The 17,353-nt window shown below is 68.6% G+C and carries 13 protein-coding genes and 1 pseudogene; 6 read left to right on the top strand and 8 right to left on the bottom strand.

All coding sequences use genetic code 11. From position 1 onward, the window contains the following. Positions 1-20 precede the first annotated feature (20 nt). Entirely contained in the window at positions 21-1,193 is a 1,173-nt protein-coding gene (locus H0264_RS05015; RefSeq protein ID WP_420832038.1) for an MBL fold metallo-hydrolase, read from the bottom strand. Continuing rightward, positions 1,190-1,915, bottom strand: coding sequence for an enoyl-CoA hydratase (locus H0264_RS05010; protein WP_181582873.1), 726 nt, complete (start codon positions 1,913-1,915; stop codon positions 1,190-1,192). The genes H0264_RS05015 and H0264_RS05010 overlap by 4 nt, the downstream gene beginning before the upstream one ends. 132 nt (positions 1,916-2,047) lie before the next feature. Between H0264_RS05010 and H0264_RS05005 the strand changes: the two genes are divergently transcribed. Continuing rightward, positions 2,048-3,220, top strand: a complete 1,173-nt coding sequence (locus H0264_RS05005; protein ID WP_181582872.1) for an FAD-dependent oxidoreductase — start codon at positions 2,048-2,050, stop codon at positions 3,218-3,220. Here H0264_RS05005 and H0264_RS05000 read toward each other — a convergent pair. Further along, positions 3,217-4,080, bottom strand: a complete 864-nt coding sequence (locus H0264_RS05000; RefSeq protein WP_420832037.1) for an aldo/keto reductase — start codon at positions 4,078-4,080, stop codon at positions 3,217-3,219. The two genes, H0264_RS05005 and H0264_RS05000, sit on opposite strands and share 4 nt — an antisense overlap. Positions 4,081-4,175: 95 nt before the next feature. Here H0264_RS05000 and H0264_RS04995 point away from each other — a divergent pair, with 95 nt between their 5' ends. After that, positions 4,176-5,240, top strand: a complete 1,065-nt coding sequence (locus H0264_RS04995) for a suppressor of fused domain protein (RefSeq protein ID WP_181582870.1) — start codon at positions 4,176-4,178, stop codon at positions 5,238-5,240. A 1-nt stretch (position 5,241) separates the two neighbouring features. On the opposite strand, the gene H0264_RS04990 is transcribed toward H0264_RS04995, so the two are convergent. From H0264_RS04990 to H0264_RS04970, 5 genes are read right to left on the bottom strand one after another with little or no spacing between them, the layout of a single operon-like run. After that, positions 5,242-6,819: a carboxyl transferase domain-containing protein gene (locus tag H0264_RS04990; RefSeq protein WP_181582869.1), complete on the bottom strand. Its 1,578-nt coding sequence runs from the start codon at positions 6,817-6,819 to the stop codon at positions 5,242-5,244. A gap of 22 nt (positions 6,820-6,841) precedes the next feature. After that, positions 6,842-7,444 carry a GTP-binding protein gene (locus H0264_RS04985; RefSeq protein WP_181582868.1) on the bottom strand — a complete coding sequence of 201 codons (603 nt, stop codon included), beginning with the start codon at positions 7,442-7,444 and terminating at the stop codon, positions 6,842-6,844. Then, on the bottom strand, positions 7,425-7,799 hold the full coding sequence (locus H0264_RS04980; protein WP_067531005.1) for a DUF742 domain-containing protein: 375 nt from the start codon (positions 7,797-7,799) through the stop codon (positions 7,425-7,427). Before H0264_RS04980 ends, H0264_RS04985 begins: the two co-directional genes overlap by 20 nt. Positions 7,800-7,806: 7 nt before the next feature. After that, positions 7,807-8,220 carry a roadblock/LC7 domain-containing protein gene (locus tag H0264_RS04975; RefSeq protein ID WP_029930951.1) on the bottom strand — a complete coding sequence of 138 codons (414 nt, stop codon included), beginning with the start codon at positions 8,218-8,220 and terminating at the stop codon, positions 7,807-7,809. Next, on the bottom strand, positions 8,217-12,215 hold the full coding sequence (locus H0264_RS04970) for an ATP-binding protein (RefSeq protein WP_181582867.1): 3,999 nt from the start codon (positions 12,213-12,215) through the stop codon (positions 8,217-8,219). Before H0264_RS04970 ends, H0264_RS04975 begins: the two co-directional genes overlap by 4 nt. Positions 12,216-12,534: 319 nt before the next feature. Here H0264_RS04970 and H0264_RS04965 point away from each other — a divergent pair. From H0264_RS04965 to H0264_RS04950, 4 genes and pseudogenes are all read left to right on the top strand, one after another. Then, positions 12,535-14,663 (top strand): annotated as a pseudogene (locus H0264_RS04965) (AMP-binding protein). A gap of 133 nt (positions 14,664-14,796) precedes the next feature. After that, positions 14,797-15,180: a hemophore-related protein gene (locus H0264_RS04960; RefSeq protein ID WP_181582866.1), complete on the top strand. Its 384-nt coding sequence runs from the start codon at positions 14,797-14,799 to the stop codon at positions 15,178-15,180. Between the two features lie 25 nt (positions 15,181-15,205). Next, positions 15,206-15,913 carry a response regulator transcription factor gene (locus H0264_RS04955; protein WP_420832036.1) on the top strand — a complete coding sequence of 236 codons (708 nt, stop codon included), beginning with the start codon at positions 15,206-15,208 and terminating at the stop codon, positions 15,911-15,913. A gap of 40 nt (positions 15,914-15,953) precedes the next feature. Beyond that, positions 15,954-17,345, top strand: coding sequence for a HAMP domain-containing sensor histidine kinase (locus H0264_RS04950; protein WP_181582864.1), 1,392 nt, complete (start codon positions 15,954-15,956; stop codon positions 17,343-17,345). Positions 17,346-17,353: the final 8 nt, after the last annotated feature.

Below are 17,353 nucleotides of genomic sequence, written 5' to 3'. Positions count from 1 at the left end.
CCTTCACACTCGGTCCTCGGTTATTGGCGAACATCCTCCCACCAGCTATCCCGCGGCGGCAGGCCAATCGGGTCGATCCGCTGTCCCGGCTTCGGCACGGCGACCTCCGTGCCCGCCTCGCGCGCCGCCGCCACCATTCGGCGTACCGGCTCCGACCAGCCGTGGAAGGCCAAATTGAAGGTCGCCCAGTGAATGGGCACGAGCAGGCCGTACCCGGCGTCGCCGACACACAGATCGGCGTGTGCGCGCACCGCCTCCTCCGGGTTCATGTGCACGTCCGGCCACGCCTTGTCGTACGCGCCGATGGGCAGCAGGGTCAGATCGAACGGGCCGAGCCGGGCGCCCGCCTCCGCGAACGCCTTGGTGTAGCCGGTGTCGCCACCGAAGTAGACCCGCCGCGTCGGACCGGTGAGGGACCAGGACGCCCACAGCGTGGTGTTGCGCACCAGCCCGCGACCGGAGAAGTGCCGGGCCTCCGAGCAGGTGATCACCAGATCGGTGCCGTCGCCGCGGTCGCGCTCCAGCTCCGACAGGGAAACCGAAGCCGCCCAATCCAATTCGACAATGCGGTCGACCGGGACATCCCAGTGCCGCAGGTGCGCGCCGATGCCGATCGGCACGATGAACACGCACTGCTGGCGCGCCACCAGCTCGGTGACGGTCTCGCGGTCCAGATGGTCGTAGTGGTCGTGCGAGATGAGCACCGCGTCGATCGGCGGCAGCGCTTCGAGAGGTGTCGGCACCGGGTGCAGGCGGGCCGGGCCCACCAGCGGCGACGGCGAAACACGTTCACTCCAGACCGGATCGGTGAGGACGCGATACCCGTCCACCTCGACCAGACAGCTCGCGTGCCCGTACCAGGTGACCGCCAGATCCGCGGCCTCCTCCGGCACCGCGGGCGTCTCCAGCGGGATCTTCCCCGGCGGGCGACCGTTATTGCGCTGCGTCACCAGCTGATACAGCAGCCCCATGCCCGAACCCGCGGCGATCTGACTGCTCGGCTCGGTGTTGTGGAACTGCCGATTGCGGTATGTGGTGGCACCTTTCGCGGTGGGGGCGATCGCCGAGATCGACGCGCCCATCGCGGACGGGATGCCCCACGCCGCCCGCACCACCCAGGAAATTCCGAACGCACCAGCTCCCATACCCACCAGTTTCCGCGAAATCGCGGTCGCTCGCCGTGTGTTCTTCATCGGCCCACGAACTTCGCGGTCCGCTTTTCCTGGCGGGCCAATCGGGCCTCCTGGGCGTCCGCGCTGCTCCACGCCGCTGCCATGGCCGCGCGCTGGGCGGGGGTTTCCTCGGCGCGGGCGCCGTCGTCGTTGAAGACCAGTTTGAGGTGCTCGAGGGTGAGCGGGGCCAGGTCGGCGATCTGCGCGGCCCACCTCTTGGCGTCGGCGAGGGTGCCGAGCTTGTTGGCGTAACCGAAGGTGTAGGCGTCGGCGGCGGAAACCCGTTCGGCGCCCAGCAGAATCGTGCGGGCCGGGCCGCCGCCGATGAGCGAGGACAGCCGGCGAACCGTCCAACCGTCCACGGCCACACCGAGTTTTGCCGCCGGAATACCGATGAAGGCGTCCGGCTCCATGACCCGCAGATCCGCGGCCAGGGTGATCTGCACGCCCGCGCCCATGGCCCCGCCATTGATGGCGGCGATCACCGGGACCGGCACCTGCTCGATGGTGCGCAGCATGCTGAGCAGGCCGTCCAGGAAGTCGTCGGAATAGACGCCGTCCAGGTCGGCGCCCGCGCTGAAGAACGGGCCCTGCCCGGTCAGCACGATCACGCGCGCCGACTTCGCCGCTTCCTGGACCGCCTGCTGGATCTCCACCACCAGGTCGGTGTTCAGCGCGTTCCGGCGCTCCGGACGCTGTAGTTCGATGGTGACCACATCGCCATCGCGACTCACTCCGAGCATGTCCTGCCCCTCCACCGTGCTGATTGTCGGCATTCACTTTAAGCGGGACGGACCGACTGCCCCGCACTCGACGCGGCGAGAGCTACCGACCGGTCAACAAAGGACGGCCGCACGGCTCGGTACTGTCGGCTCGTGAGTGCGACACCCGATGTGGACATCCTCGTGATCGGCGCGGGCCAGGCCGGTCTCTCCGTCGGCTACCACCTGCGACGCCTCGGCCTGCGACCCGAACAGGACTTCCTCATCCTCGACCACTCCCCCGCCCCCGGCGGAGCCTGGCAATTCCGGTGGCCCTCACTGACTTTGAGCACCGTCAACCGCATCCACGACCTGCCCGGCATGTCCTTCACCGAAACCCTGCCGCCCGACTCCGACCAGGTGCAGGCCGCCACCGCCGTGCCGCACTACTTCGACCTGTACGAGAAGCGCTTCGACCTGCGCGTGCACCGGCCGGTGTCGGTGAGCGTGGTGTGCGACCGCGCCACCCCGGCCACCTGCCCGAACGAAGAGGTCGACGGGCTGCTGCACGCGGAAACCAGGCAGGGCGGCACCAACGCCACCGCGAACAATGCTCCGCCCGCGACCACGACACCCGGCGACACGTTCCGGGTGCGCGGGTTGATCAATGCGACGGGCACGTGGGACAAGCCGTTCATCCCGTTCTATCGCGGCGCGGACACCTTCGCCGGACGGCAGCTGCACGCCCACGATTACCGCACCGCAAGCGAATTCGCGGGCAAGCAGGTGGTCGTGGTGGGCGGCGGGATCACCGCGATCCAACTGCTGGACGAGATCTCGGAAGTCACCACCACGACGTGGGTGACCCGGCGCGAACCCGTCTTCCGCGACGACGAATTCTCCCCCGACGCCGGGCGCGCCGCCGTGGCCATCGTCGAGGACCGGGTGCGGCGCGGCCTGCCGCCCGGCTCCGTGGTGTCCGTGACGGGACTGCGCAATGACGACCGGGTCAAGGCCGCGCGCGCTCGCGGCGTCCTGAACCGGCAACCCATGTTCGATCACATCGATCCCGGCGGCATCCGCTGGGCGGACGGCTCGTTCCAGCCGGCCGACGTCATCCTGTGGGCCACCGGCTTCCGCAGCTCCCTCGACCATCTGGCCCCGCTGCGCCTGCGCGGTCCCGGCGGCGGGATCACCATGACCGGGCAGCTCGCCACCCAGGTCGCCGCCGACCCCCGCATCCACCTGATCGGCTACGGCCCCTCGGCCAGCACCATCGGCGCGAACCGCGCGGGCCGCGCCGCCGCCGTGGAACTCACGAATTACCTTGGGCTGAAAGGCGTTTAGGACGCGCCGGGCGCATCCAGATCCAGCGTGTCCGGATCACCGCCCTGCCGCGCCCCCTTGTCCAGGGTGGTGATCTGGGTCATCTCGCGGCCGGTCAGCTCGAAATCGAAGACGGCCAGGTTCTCCGCCATGCGAGAAGGCGTGGCGGACTTGGGGATTGCGACATTGCCCAGCTGCATATGCCAGCGCAGGATGATCTGAGCCGGTGTGCGGCCCAGCTTTTCGGCAAGATGGATGATCACCGAGTCGTTGAACTCCGCGCCGCGCCCCAGCGGGCTCCACGCCTCGGTGACGATGCCGTTCGCGGCGTGGAAGGCGCGCAGCTCGTTCTGCGCGAAGTAGGGGTGCAGCTCGATCTGATTGACGGCCGGGATCTCCCCGGTCTCGCCGATGACGCGCTCCAGATGCGAACGATTGAAGTTCGAGACGCCGATGGAGACCACGCGGCCCTGCCGTTTGAGCGACTGCAACGCCCGGAAGGTATCGACGTACAGGTCGGTGGCGGGCAGCGGCCAATGGATCAGATACAGATCCACCCGATCCAGCCCCAGCCGCTTCATACTGGCGTCGAACGCCCGCATTGCCGAATCGTAGCCATGGTCGGAATTCCAGAGCTTCGTGGTGACGAAGACCTCATCGCGCGGCAGCCCCGATTCCCGGATCGCCCGCCCGACCTCCTCCTCGTTCTCGTACAGCGACGCCGTATCGATACTCCGGTACCCGAGCTCCAAAGCCTTGGTGATGATGCCCTCGGCCTGCTCACCGGCGACCTTGTACGCACCGAACCCGAGCTTGGGCATGACTTGTCCATCACTGAGAACGATTGCGGGAATGTCGCTGGATTCTGGGCGGTAGGTCACTACATCGAAAGTAGAAGCGCACGGGGGGCACGTCAACCGCCCACGAAGCGACATAGCGCGAGGTCAATCCGTTGTGAATCGGCTAACTTTCACGCATGGGGAGCAATGAACTCATCGAGGACGAAGCACCGGGCTGGGCGGCCATCGACGCGGCGCTGGCTCGAATCTACGGCGACGCCCAGCCGTTCCACTGGGGAACGGTGATCAAGTGGATGCTCGGCGGACCGGATCCGCTCGACGGAATCAGTGTGTACGCCCGCACCGAGCCCGTGCCGCACTGGCACTACATCTCCTACGGCATGAGCGAGCTGTACGACAAGGAATCCGACAACCCGGACGAGTCCGGGTGGGGTTTCGAATTCACCTTCCGGCTCGCCCGGAAACCGGAGGAGAGCACACCGCCCGTATGGGCGGCGAGCCTGCTGCAGAACCTGGGGCGGTACGTGTTCAAGACCGGAAACTGGTTCGAGGCAGGCCATCACATGAACGTGAACGGTCCCATTGCCGCCGATCGCGAGGATTCGGCGGTGCGGGCCATCGCCTTCACCCACGATCCCGAGCTCGGCACCATCGGCACCCCACACGGACAGGTCCAGTTTTTGCAGGTCGTCGGGCTCACCGGCGACGAATACGACGCCGCGCGGCAGTGGCGGACCGAACTGCTGCTCGAGGCCCTCGAACAGCGAATTCCCCTGTACGTCACCGATATCGAGCGCTCGTCCCTGCTCCAGGATCCGGAGCTGGCGACAGCGGTCGCGGCGGGGATCGCGCGCGATGGATCCAGTGCGGGGTCGCTGTTCGTATCTCTCGTCGATTGGGAGCTGGAACCCGATACGACCGTGCTGCGACTGGGCGCGCTGCAGGCCCCGGCCATTGCCGATGTGCTGCGCGGGCGGCTACCGCACGACAGACCGCTGCTCCTCGAAAGCCAGGACCGGCTCCTGCGTTTCGTGCCCGGCGACCGCTTCCGGGCGGAGCTGGTGCAGGACGACGCCCTGGAGATCGAGCTGCCCGCGGCGGCGCTGGACGAGTTCACCGCCGCGCTGCGGCCGGAGGCCGGCCGGCACACCTTCGCGAGCCTGCCGGGGCTGGAGCTGGAGATCTGGCCCACGCACCTGCGCGACGAACACGGGAACGAGACCGGCCAGGTCGTCGGCTGACTCAGTTCAGGCCGAGGCGGCGGTAGCGCGAGTGGCGGGTGGCGCGCAGTTTCCCGGCGGGCTGTTCGCGCAGGGCCGCCACCTCGGCGGCGATCGCGGCCACCATGCGGCGGGAGAAGTCGACGGGTTCGTCGGCGGCGTCGGGGTATTCGGGGACGATGCGGTCCACGATGCCGTCCTCCTGGAGATCCACCGCGCGGATGCGCTGGGCGGCGGCCAGATTCGGGGCGTGGCCGGTGTCTCGGTGGACGATGGCGCTGGCGCCCTCGGGCGGCAAGGGGGCCAGCCAGCCATTGGCCGCCGCCAGGACGCGGTCCGCGGGCAGCAGGGCCAGCGCGCCGCCGCCCGTGCCCTGGCCGAGCAGGACGGAGACCGTGGGGGTGTCGAGGGTGACGAGATCGGCTATGCAGCGGGCTATTTCAGGAGCCAGGCCGCGTTCCTCGGCCTCCCGGGAGAGGGAAGCGCCAGCGGTGTCGATCACCAGGACCAGGGGGACGTGGAGTTCGGCCGCCAGGGCCATGGCGCGGCGGGCCTCGCGCAACGCCGCCGGACCCATGGTGTTGTCCGGGGACTGGCCGGCGCGGTCGTGGCCGAAGACCACGCAGGGCTGGCCGCGCAAGGTGGCCAGGGCGTGGACCACGGTGCGGTCGGATTCGCCCTGGCCGGTGCCGGACAGGGGGACTCGGTCGGTGACATTGCGGAGCAGTTCGCGAATGCCGGGGCGGTCGGCGCGGCGGGAGATCAGCACCGACTGCCAGGCGGGAATATCACCACCTTCCCGGAGAGCGGGCCCATACAGTTCGTGTCCGGCCGCGAATACTCCAGTGCCCCTGCCGAATTCCTTGGGGTCCCGCTCCGGGGAAGGTGGATCGGCAGGGGTTCCACAAAGCACGTTCAAGGCGCGGTGCGCGATACGGCGGAAGACCGGAACGGGGACGACACCATCGATAACGCCACTGGCGTAAAGGTTTTCGGCGATCTGCACGCCCTCGGGGAAGTCCCGGCCGTACAGGGCCCGGTAGACGCGCGGCCCGAGGAAGCCGATCAAGGCTCCCGGCTCGGCAAAAGTCATGTGGCCCAGCGAACCCCAGGAGGCGAACACACCGCCCATGGTGGGATTGCGCAGATACACCAGGTACGGATGCCCGGCGGACTTGTGCGCGGCCACCGCACCGGCGATCTTCACCATCTGCACGAAAGCGACTGTGCCCTCCTGCATTCGGGTCCCGCCGGAGGTCGGCGACGCCAGCAGGGGCAACCCCAGTTCGGTGGCGCGCTCGACGGCGGAGGTGATCCGCTCGGCGGCGGCCACGCCCACCGAACCTGCGAGAAAAGCGAATTCGCATGCGATCACGGCAATCCGCCGCCCGCGCAACAGCCCCTCACCGGTGAGCACCGACTCATCGGTGCCCGCCGCGACGGCCGCGGCCGCCAACTCCGCCGCGTATTCGGGGGTGGCGTCGATGGCGACAGGCGGTCGATCCCAGCTCACGAAAGAACCGGGATCGAGCAACTCGCCCAAGAGCTCACGCGCCGAAATCTTCACGCGCGCGAGCTTATCCGGCCCGGAGCTCCGCATACGCGAACGCCGGGCCCACTACCTAGTACCCCTGCACAACCTTGCGCAGCGCGTACTCGGTCACCGCGACCAGCGCCTGCTTCACCGGATCCCGGCGGCGGGCGTCGATCGACATGATCGGGACATCGGCCGGAATGGCCAGCGCCTGCCGGATGTCCTCGACCGGATACCGTGGCGCATCATCGAATTCGTTGATGGCCACCAGGAAGGGTAGGTTCCGCGCCTCGAAGTAGTCGACGGCGGCGAAACTGTCCTCCAGCCGGCGGGTGTCGACCAGCACCACCGCGCCGATGGCACCGCGGATCAGGTCGTCCCACATGAACCAGAAGCGGTACTGGCCAGGCGTGCCGAACAGGTACAGCACCAGGTCGTCGGCCAGCGAGATACGGCCGAAGTCCATGGCCACCGTGGTGGTGGCCTTCGACGGGACCCCCGTGAGGGAGTCCACGCCGACACTGGCATTGGTCACCAAAGCTTCGGTACGCAGCGGGACGATTTCCGAGACGGCACCGACCAAGGTGGTCTTGCCGACACCGAAGCCACCGGCCACCACGATCTTCGCCGAAGTCGGCTTGCTCGTGCGTGTGTCGACCTGTGTCGTCGAATCAAATACGCCGGAGTCCACTGAGAACCCTTTCGATCAGCTCGCGACGTTCATCGTCGCTGGAATCGTCTTTCAAAGTCGCCGAAACCCTTACGTGGCCGGCTTCGATCAGGTCGGCGACCAGCACCCGGGCAACCCCGATCGGGATGCCCAGGCGCGCGGCGACCTCGGCGACAGACGGCGATTCTCTGCACAACTCCACGATTGACGTCTCGATGTTGGTGAGTTCGAACTGCCGCTCGAGGGCGACCGGATGCGATGCGACGAGCGCCTCCAACGCCAATTCCACCTTCGGCCGCGTACGACCGGCGGTCAGCGAATACGGGCGAACCAGGCTAGGTTCGGCGCTCCCAACGCGTTCGTTGTCTATGTCCATCCCGCCATCAGGAACCCATCGTGACGCGAGGTGTGGCCTGGACTGTCTGGCCCACTCGCTCGACCAACAACGCCATCTCGTAGCCCACCTGGCCGATGTCACACGAGGTGTTCGTGAGAACGGCCAGGTAGGAGCCGTCACCGACGGCCATGAGCAGCAGATACCCGTGTTCCATCTCGACCACGGACTGCAGCACGGTGCCGCCCTCGAAGAGGTTCGACACACCCACGGAGAGGCTCGCGAGACCGGCGGTCACCGCGGACAACTGCTCTGCACGATCAACGGGAAGCTGAGCGCTCGCGGCCATCAACAGGCCGTCCGCCGAAACGAGCACGGCGTGCGCGACGCCGGGAACCTCATTGGCGAAATTCGAAACCAGCCAATCCAGCTGACGCTTCGTACCACCTAGATCGGGGTTCATCGGTCTCCTTTATCTCCGGTTAGGTTCATAGCTTTCATTGCGCGGCCATCCCGGACGCCCTGCTGGTGACGACTCAGACTTGACCTGATGGATTCTGGGTCGCGCTGGGGGGTTCTGTCAGCCGAACCGGTCACACCACCGGGCACAAGTCGGTTACCGGGATCGCGTTGCGGCAGACCGGCTGCCGTGCGCTTCTCGGCTTGCGACTCATTGGCCCGCTGCGCGGCCTGCCAACCTTCATCACCCGGTGATTCGAAGGAGGCGGCCACTTGGGACCGGTCGGCATTCGGATCGGAAAGCCACGCGGACATCATCTCAGCGAAGATCGGCGTGCCGAGCGTCGCCTCCGATTCACCGGCCGGCTGCAGCCTGGTCTGGAAGAACGACGCGGCCTTCTGCGGGTTCGACCGGAAGCTGTGCCGGCCCCGATCGCGAGCGTCACCGGCGGAGCCCGGATCCGGCTGCGGCAGACCGACACCCGGCAGCGGAGCCGGCCGCTGCGGCAGACCCGCACCCGGATCACGCTGCGGCAGACCCGGTGTGGAACCCGGCTGACGGGTCGGCAGACCACCCGCGGCCGAATCACCGCGCTGCGGCAGACCATTCGCGCCACGCTGCGGCAGACCACCGGCGGCGTCACCACGCTGCGGCAGACCGTTCGCGGCCTCGCCACGCTGCGGCAGACCGCCCAGGGCATCGCCGCGTTGCGGCAGACCGTTGGCGGCGTCACCACGCTGCGGCAGGCCGTTGGCGCCCGAATCACGCTGCGGGAGACCGTGCTTACCGGAATCACGCGTCGCGTCACCACGCTGCGGCAGACCATTGGCGCCCGGCTCACGCGACGGCAGGCCACCGGCCGCCGAATCACCGCGCTGCGGAAGACCGTTCGCCCCACGCTGCGGCAGACCGTTCTCGCCACGCTGCGGGAGACCGCCGGGAGCGTCGCCACGCGCGGCGGCACCGCGCTCGGGCAGACCACCGGCCGCATCACGCTGCGGCAGGCCACCACCGGCGGCGTCGCGGGAACCCGCGCCACGCTGCGGCAGACCACCGGGGCCGCGCTGCGGCAGACCCGACTCCGGAGCACCCGGAGCAGCGCCCGGCGCGCCACCGTCACGCGGTGGCAGGCCATTGCGCCCGGCATCACGCTGCGGGGCGCCGTTGGCACCCGGCTCACGCAGCGGCAGACCGCTCGCGGCGGTACGCGGGGCCGAACCACCACGCGGCGGCTGACCGACGCCCGGCTCACGACCCGGCGCGCCATTGGCACCCGGCTGACGAGTGGGCAGCCCACCGGCGGCCGACTCACCGCGCTGCGGCAGAGCGGTATCGCCCCGCCCCGGGAGGGCCGAATCGCCCCGCCCCGGCAGCACCGAATCACCGCGCTGCGGAAGACCGTTCGCATCCCGCGACGGCAGTCCGCCCTCGGCGGGCTCACGCTGCGGCATCGCACCCGACTGATCGCGCTGCGGCAGACCACCCGGGCCACGCGGCGGCAGCGCCGAATCGCCCGGTCCGCCCGGTGCACCCGGACCGCCCGGCCGCGGCGGCAGACCGCCCTGACGCTTCAACATATTGGCGGCCAGACCGCCACCCGGACGGGCCGGAGCCTCGCCCGGCGCCCGCGGCGGCAGGCTCGCGCCCGGCTGGCCCTGGAGCCCGACGGGCTGGTTCGCGCCCGGATCCCGCTGGGGTAGGCCCGGCCTCGTGCCGCCCGCGGGCGCCACGGTGTGCTTGACAGTCGGACCGTTCACACCCGGCTGACGGGTGGGCAGGCCGCTCGCGGCCGCGGCATCGCCGGGCGAACGCTGCGGCAGACCACCGGAACCGCCGTCGCGCTGCGGCATTCCGGCCGGAGTCGACACACCCGGGGTGCGCTGCGGCAGCCCGGTCGCGGCGCTCGCGGCCGCCGGGGCGGGCGCGGCCGGAGCCGGCGCACCGGCCGGAATCGGCCCGCTCACACCGGGATCCACGGTGACCATGACATTGCCGGTGGCGGTGCGGGTGACCGCACGCATCTGCATGGAGGCCGAGGCCCCGGCCTGGTTGCCCGCGCCCTGCGGGGCCGGCGCGGCCGGAGCCGACTGCTGCGGCACCGACAGTCCGCCGCCCGCGGCCACGATGAGCGGCTTGGGCACGTGCACCGTCACGGTGACGCCGGGATCGCGGGCCGAGTCCAGGGTCGGCCGCAACCGGACCGTGAGACCGTGCCGCTCGGCGAGGCGACCGACCACGAACAGACCCATGTGGCGGGCGGTGTCCGGGCCGACCTCGGCGGTGGATTCCAGCTTGCGGTTGATCTCGGCCATTTCCGCCGGCGGCATACCGATGCCGCGGTCGGAGACCTCGATGAGCAGACCCTGATCGTGCGCCTGCGCGAAGGTGAACTTCACGTCCGTCTCCGGGGGCGAAGCGCGCAGCGCGTTGTCCAGGAGCTCGGCGAACAGGTGCGCGAGATCGGAGGCGGCGGGCTCGACCAGCGAACCACGCGGGGTCGCACCCAGTTTGACGCGTTCGTAGTCCTCCACCTCGGAGATGGCGGCGCGCAGCACGTCGGCGATCTCGACCGGCGCGGCCTTGCCGCGGCGCTGCTTGGTGGTACCGGCCAGAATCAGCAGGTTGTCACCGTTACGGCGCATACGCGCGGCGAGATGGTCCAGGCGGAACAGGTTTTCGAGCAGGCGCGGGTCCTTCTCGTCGTACTCCATCGCCTCGATGAGCGAGAGCTGATGGTCGACAAGGGACTTCGAGCGCCGGGCCAGGGTCTCGAACATGTCGTTGACCTGGCTACGCATGGCGGCCTGATCGGCGGCCAGGCGCAGCGCCTGGCCGTGGATGTCGTCGACGGCGCGGGCCAGCTGGCCGATCTCCTCGTCGGTGTGCACCGGCATCGGTTCCAGCGGAACCTCTTCGGGATCGGCGCCGTCACGCAGCGCGGTGACCTCCTGGGAGAGGTCGTATTCGGCGACGCGCAGCGCGGCCAGGCGCAGGCGGCGCAGCGGCACGATCATGGCGCGCGCGATCAGCACGGCGAGCGCGAGCGCGCCGAGGATGGTGGCGACCACGATGATCGAGTAGCGGATCGCGTCCGAGCGAGCGGTGCTCGCCAGGGTGTCCACTCGGTTGGTGATGTCCTTGGTGGTGTCGTTGACGATCGACTGGTACTTGACCAGGCTCGCCTCGAGCGAATCCTTCAGCTCGGAGACCGGCAGCGTGCCGGCGCCGGCCTGAGTGCTGGAGGTCAACTGGATTCGGGTGTCGACCTGACGGAAAAGTTCGGCGATGGTGGGGTCGCCGTCATTGAAGCGGTGCTGCAGCACGCCCAGCATCTGACGCTCGGCGGCCACCGCGACCTGAATCTCGCGCACACCATCCTTGGCGTTGCCGCGTAGGGCCTCGGCGAAGCCACCGATCTCACTCACCATCACCGCTCGGGTGTTGAGCGAGTCGACCATCTTCAGCTTGGCCGTGTCCACGACCCGGTCGGAGACGGTGGCGACGATCTGCTCCACCGTTTTGACACTGTTGGTGCGGATGTCCTCGACCTGGTTGATGGCGTCGCTGACGGTCTTGGACGGCGCCAGGCCCTGGGCCCGGACCGCCTTGGCCGTCACGATCATCTTGTCCAGCGCCTGCCGGGCGCTCGGGATATCGCTCAGTCGCGGTGCGGCCTTCTCGGCGAACGCGATGGCGGTGTCGAGCTTGGCGAGCTCCGGCTCGGAGGTGATCGACTGGGTCGGGCCGAGCATGACCGACTGACCGGAGGCGACCTGAGCCGCCGCCGCACTGAGGCCGGTGATCGCCGGGATGACCCCGACGTGGTCCACCGCCGTTGACAAACGACTGGACTCGGCGAACTCAGCCGAAATCCTGGACGCGCCCAGAACAACGGCGACCAGCAGCGGCACGGCGAGAACCGCCGTGACCTTCCATCGCAGGTCCCAATTGCTCAGAGCCCAGCTCTTCGTGCTGCCGGACCTAGCGGCGTCACGCATCTCCCACTCACTTTCCAAACTGGCCCCAGCCACGAACCAACAGCGAGCCTCCGCGATCGCACGCGGGGCTCGACAGGTAGAGCTGACCGAGAACTGCGGCTGGCCGAGAAATTGCGTCCATGACGGCCGAAATATGTGACATGCGATTCTAACGGATCAATAACTTCTTGTGTGACTTCTTGGCAACCACCGGTCGCTGACCTGCCAATTCCAGGCAAAATCAAAGGTCGCGGCGTCCGCCCGGACGTCGCGTGAAGTCTGCCACAATCAGGCTGATCTATCGAGGCGGGCATCGATGCGGAGCTAGGGAGTCACCGGGTTGAACGCGAAGCAGGAGTACCGACCGGCGTATCAACTGAGCCTGGTCGATCCCTCGGAGTTCTGGCGCACCGCAGCGGAATCCATCAGCTGGGACGTGCCTCCCACCCAGATTCTCGACTCGCAGCAGCGGCCCACGGCGCGCTGGTTTCCGGACGCTCGCCTCAACACCTCCTACAACGCACTGGATCGCCATGTGCGCGAGATCACATCGGAAGAGGGCTCGACCAACGGTCAGGAGGGGGTCGAGCCGATCAGCCCGCCCTAATATACGACTCGGCTATGACGGGCGCCAGGCGGATTTACACATATCGGGAATTGCTGGACGAAGTCGCCCGATTTGCCGGATCCATGCAGCGTCTCGGGGTGACCAAGGGCGAACGCGTCGTCATATATATGCCGATGATTCCCGAAGCCGTGATCGCCATGCTCGCGTGCGCCCGCATCGGCGCCGTGCATTCGGTTGTCTTCGGGGGTTTCGCGGCGCACGAACTCGCCGCCCGCATCGACGACGCCGCACCCGTGCTCATCATCACAGCCTCCGGCGGCCTCGAACCCGGACGCCGCATCGAATACCCGCCCATCGTGCTGCAGGCCCTCGAGCTCGCGCAGACCACCGCGCCCCGCACCGTGCTGGTGAAACAGCGCGACGGCTTCCCCGCCATCCGCTTCTCCGCCGAACAGCCCGCCACCGACAACCTGCCCGCCTCCACCGCGACCGTGGCCGCGCGCTGGCTGGACTGGGACGATGCCGTGCGCGATGCCGAACCGGCCGAACCGGTTTCGCTGGCCGCCACCGATCCGCTCTATATCCTCTACACCTCCGGGACCACCGGAAAACCCAAGGGCGTGGTGCGCGACAACGGCGGGCACGCGGTCTCCATGGCGTGGTCCATGCGCAATATCTACGACGTCGGGCCCGGGCAGGTCATGTGCACGACCTCCGATATCGGCTGGGTCGTGGGACATTCGTACATCGTGTACGCGCCGCTGCTGGTGGGCGCGACCACCATCCTCTACGAGGGCAAACCCATCGGGACACCCGACGCGGGCACCTTCTGGCGGTTGATCGACGAGTACAAGGTGCACGTCATGTTCACCGCGCCGACCGCCCTGCGCGCCATCCGCCGCGCCGACCCGCAGGCGGAACTGGCGCACCGCCACGATCTTTCGACGCTGCGCGCCCTGTTCTGCGCGGGTGAACGCCTGGACCCGGCCACCTACGAGTGGGCGTCGTCCACCCTGCTCGCCGACCGCGCCGACTGCCCGGTGGTCGACCACTGGTGGCAGACCGAAACCGGCTGGCCCATCTGCGCGAATCCGCTCGGACTGCAACAACTTCCGATCAAATCCGGCTCGGCCTCGGTGCCGGTGCCCGGATACCGCCTGCGCGTGCTGGATTCGGAAGGCAATGCGGTCGCACCGAACACCGAGGGCAATATCGTCATCGGGCTGCCGCTGCCGCCCGGCACCCTCACCACGCTGTGGCAGGACGACGCGCGCTTCGAACGCTCCTATCTCTCCGCGTATCCCGGCCACTATCTGACCGGCGACTCCGGATACTTCGACGAGGACGGCTACCTCTATGTCCTCGGCCGCAGCGACGACGTGATCAATATGGCCGGGCACCGGCTCTCGGCCGGCGGGATCGAGGCCGCCATCGCCGGGCATCCGGCCGTCGCGGAAACCGCGGTCATCGGCATTCCGGACGAGCTCAAGGGCCAGCGGCCGATCGGGTACGTGGTGCTCAAGGCCGGGGTCGGCATCGACGCCGACCAGCTGCGCGGCGAGGTCATCCAGCGGGTGCGCGAGCGGGTCGGCAATATCGCCACCCTCTACGACGTGGTCGCGGTGACCGCGCTGCCCAAGACCCGTTCGGGAAAGATCCTGCGCCGCACCATGCGTCAGATCGCCGCGGGCGAGGAGTTCGAGGTGCCGCCCACCATCGAGGACGCGGGCATGCTGCCCACCCTGGAGAAGCAGATCCGCGACGCGGTCACCCTCATCGAGGACAAGGAGCGCATCGCCGCCGCCGAGGCCGCGACCGCCGCCACCATGCCCATTCGCCGCATCGAGACGCCCACCGGGCCGATCGCCGCGCCGACCGGAGACCCGGCCTCCGCGGACTGACCGCGCACCGCCCTCACAAAGTTCTCAGACATCGTTCATCGCCATCCCAAGCGGGTGCTTTAGCGTCGGGCGGGCGCGGATCGCGGGATCCGCGCCGCCCAATCGACTTGGGCCCCTGATGAAAGGTCGATGCATGAGTTTCGTCCGTAATCGCCGGTTCGGTGCCGCCCTCGGAGCCGGCGCGCTGGCCACCGTCGCGCTGGCCCTGGTGCCGGCCACGGCCTCCGCCAGCCCACTGGATATGGCTGCCCCGCTACTGAATTCGACGTGCAGCTTCGCGCAGGTGGATGCCGCCCTGCACGACAAGGCGCCCGCCCTGGCCTCGATCCTCGACCAGAACCCCGCGCAGAAGGCCGAACTGCAGGCCAAGTTCGAGCAGCCGGTCGAGCAGCGCCAGGCCGAATTCCAGGCGTACCTGCGCGACAACCCGGGTGTCGCGGATCAGGCCAACGCCAACGCCAATGCCGGAATCGCCGCCGCGATCCAGCAGGTCGCCGACTCCTGCCACAACTACTGAGGCGGCGGCAGCGATAATGGAGCCCGTGGTCGAACGCGGTGAGCTACCCACTGTCCTGGTCGTCGATGACGACGAGGATGTGCTCGCGTCGGTCGAGCGCGGGCTCCGGCTGTCCGGATTCAAGGTGCTGATCGCCCGCGACGGCGGGGCGGCACTCAAGTGTGTCAACGAGCAGTCGCCCGATGCCGTGGTGCTCGATATGAACATGCCGGTACTGGACGGCGCGGGCGTGGTCACGGCCCTGCGGGCCATGGGCAACGAGGTGCCGATCTGTGTGCTGTCGGCGCGCAGTTCGGTGGACGATCGCATCGCCGGACTGGAGTCCGGGGCCGACGACTATCTCGTGAAACCGTTCGTGCTGGCCGAACTCGTGGCGCGGATCAAGGCACTGCTGCGCCGGCGCACCGACACCCCCGCCACCGCCATTCCCGGCGCGATCAGCGTGGGCCCGTTGAACGTTGATGTGGCCGGATATCGCGCACTGCTGAACGGGCACGAAATCGAGCTCACCAAAAGAGAATTCGAGTTGCTGTCCACATTGGCGCGCAGTGCCGGCGTGGTGCTGAGCCGGGAACGGCTGCTGGAATTGGTGTGGGGCTACGACTTCGCCGCCGATACGAATGTGGTCGACGTATTCGTGGGTTATTTGCGGCGCAAACTCGAGGTGGACGGAACCCCGCGCCTGCTGCACACCATCCGCGGGGTGGGATTCGTGCTGCGCGCACCGAAATGAACGACACCACAGGTGATTTCACGCTGAGGGAGACGCGGCCATGATCGTTTCCGAGAAAACCGGCCGGCGGCGGCGCTCCTATTCCCTGCGGACCCGCGTCGCGGCGGCCGCCGCCCTGGGCGCGACAATCATTGTGGCGGCACTGAGCTGGGTCACCGTGACCGCCATCGAGCGCAACAATCTGGCGCAGGCCGATCAGCAGCTGCGGGTGGCCTCGCAGCTCACCATGATCGAACCGGTCATCGCGGTGACCATCCTCGGCGTGCTACCGCAGGACAATATGGCCATGACCGTGCGCAACGCGGACGGGTCGCTGGCCAGCACCAAGGTACAGCTGCCGCCGCTGCCGGTCGGCAATCACACCGTCACCGTGAACGGCGACACCTACCGGGTGCTCACCACCACCGAGAATCAGCCCGCGGGACGCGTTGTGTCACTGGGCATCTCGACCACACAGACCGAGGCGCAGACGGCGGCGCAGCGACGCTGGGTCATGCTGGCGGCCGCCGCCGCGGTGGCCGCCGCCGCCGGACTGGGCTGGCTGTTCGGCGGGCGCGCGGTGCGGCCCATCGTGAGCCTCACCCGGCAGGTGGATCAGCGCGATCCCGCCGGAGACTCGGGAACCCCACTGCCCGTTGACGGTTCGGGCGTGCGCGAGGCGGAGAAACTCGCCGAAGCCGTCAATATGATGCTGGAGCGGCTGGATCGCGCGCAGGCGCAGACCGCCGCCGCCCTCGAGACCGCCCGCGATTTCGCCGCCGTCTCCGCGCACGAGCTGCGCACCCCGCTCACCGCCATGCGCACCGATCTGGAAGTCATGCGCACGCTCCAGCTGGACGAGGCGCAGCGCACCGAGATCCTGGAAGACCTGCACCGCGGCCAGAATCGGGTGGAATCGACGCTGTCGGCACTCGAGCGGCTGGCGCGCGGCGACCTCACCAGCGAACGCGATCACGTGGAAACCGATGTGGCCGAGCTCTGCGATGCCGCCGCGCACGATGCCATGCGGCACTTCCCGGATCTCAAGGTGCGCTTGAACGTCGGCTCCGAACTCGTGACGCGCGGGCTGCCCACCGGGCTGCGGCTGGCCGTCGACAATGCGCTCACCAACTCCGCGCGGCACGGCCGGGCCACCGAGGCGCTGCTGTCGGCGCATCGAGATCCCAACGGGTACATCGTCATATCCGTCGACGACAATGGCGTCGGCATTCCGCCCGGAGAACGGCGGGCGGTGTTCGAACGCTTCTTCCGGGGCAGCCGGGCCAGCAAGGGTGGTTCCGGACTGGGGTTGGCGCTGGTCGCACAGCAGGCCCAATTGCACGGCGGCCGAGCCTATTTCGACGACGGCAATCTGGGCGGCGTACGGCTGGTACTGGTGCTGCCGGATCGCAGCGCGCCTGCGACCGAGCCGATCGATTTGCGGCACGCCTGACCCCGCGC

The organism is Nocardia huaxiensis (assembly GCF_013744875.1).
In the GTDB taxonomy this organism is placed as follows: domain Bacteria; phylum Actinomycetota; class Actinomycetes; order Mycobacteriales; family Mycobacteriaceae; genus Nocardia; species Nocardia huaxiensis.
This window is presented reverse-complemented; position numbering and strand designations above follow the sequence as displayed.

Excerpts from the sequence above, each read along its gene's own strand:
- H0264_RS04980 (WP_067531005.1), bottom strand. The coding sequence starts at position 7,799 with ATGGACATAGACAACGAACGCGTTGGGAGCGCCGAACCTAGCCTGGTT.
- H0264_RS05010 (WP_181582873.1), bottom strand. The coding sequence starts at position 1,915 with ATGCTCGGAGTGAGTCGCGATGGCGATGTGGTCACCATCGAACTACAG.
- H0264_RS04960 (WP_181582866.1), top strand. The coding sequence starts at position 14,797 with ATGAGTTTCGTCCGTAATCGCCGGTTCGGTGCCGCCCTCGGAGCCGGC.
- H0264_RS04970 (WP_181582867.1), bottom strand. The coding sequence starts at position 12,215 with ATGCGTGACGCCGCTAGGTCCGGCAGCACGAAGAGCTGGGCTCTGAGC.
- H0264_RS04975 (WP_029930951.1), bottom strand. The coding sequence starts at position 8,220 with ATGAACCCCGATCTAGGTGGTACGAAGCGTCAGCTGGATTGGCTGGTT.
- H0264_RS05015 (WP_420832038.1), bottom strand. The coding sequence starts at position 1,193 with ATGAAGAACACACGGCGAGCGACCGCGATTTCGCGGAAACTGGTGGGT.
- H0264_RS04950 (WP_181582864.1), top strand. The coding sequence starts at position 15,954 with ATGATCGTTTCCGAGAAAACCGGCCGGCGGCGGCGCTCCTATTCCCTG.
- H0264_RS04995 (WP_181582870.1), top strand. The coding sequence starts at position 4,176 with ATGGGGAGCAATGAACTCATCGAGGACGAAGCACCGGGCTGGGCGGCC.
- H0264_RS04990 (WP_181582869.1), bottom strand. The coding sequence starts at position 6,819 with ATGCGGAGCTCCGGGCCGGATAAGCTCGCGCGCGTGAAGATTTCGGCG.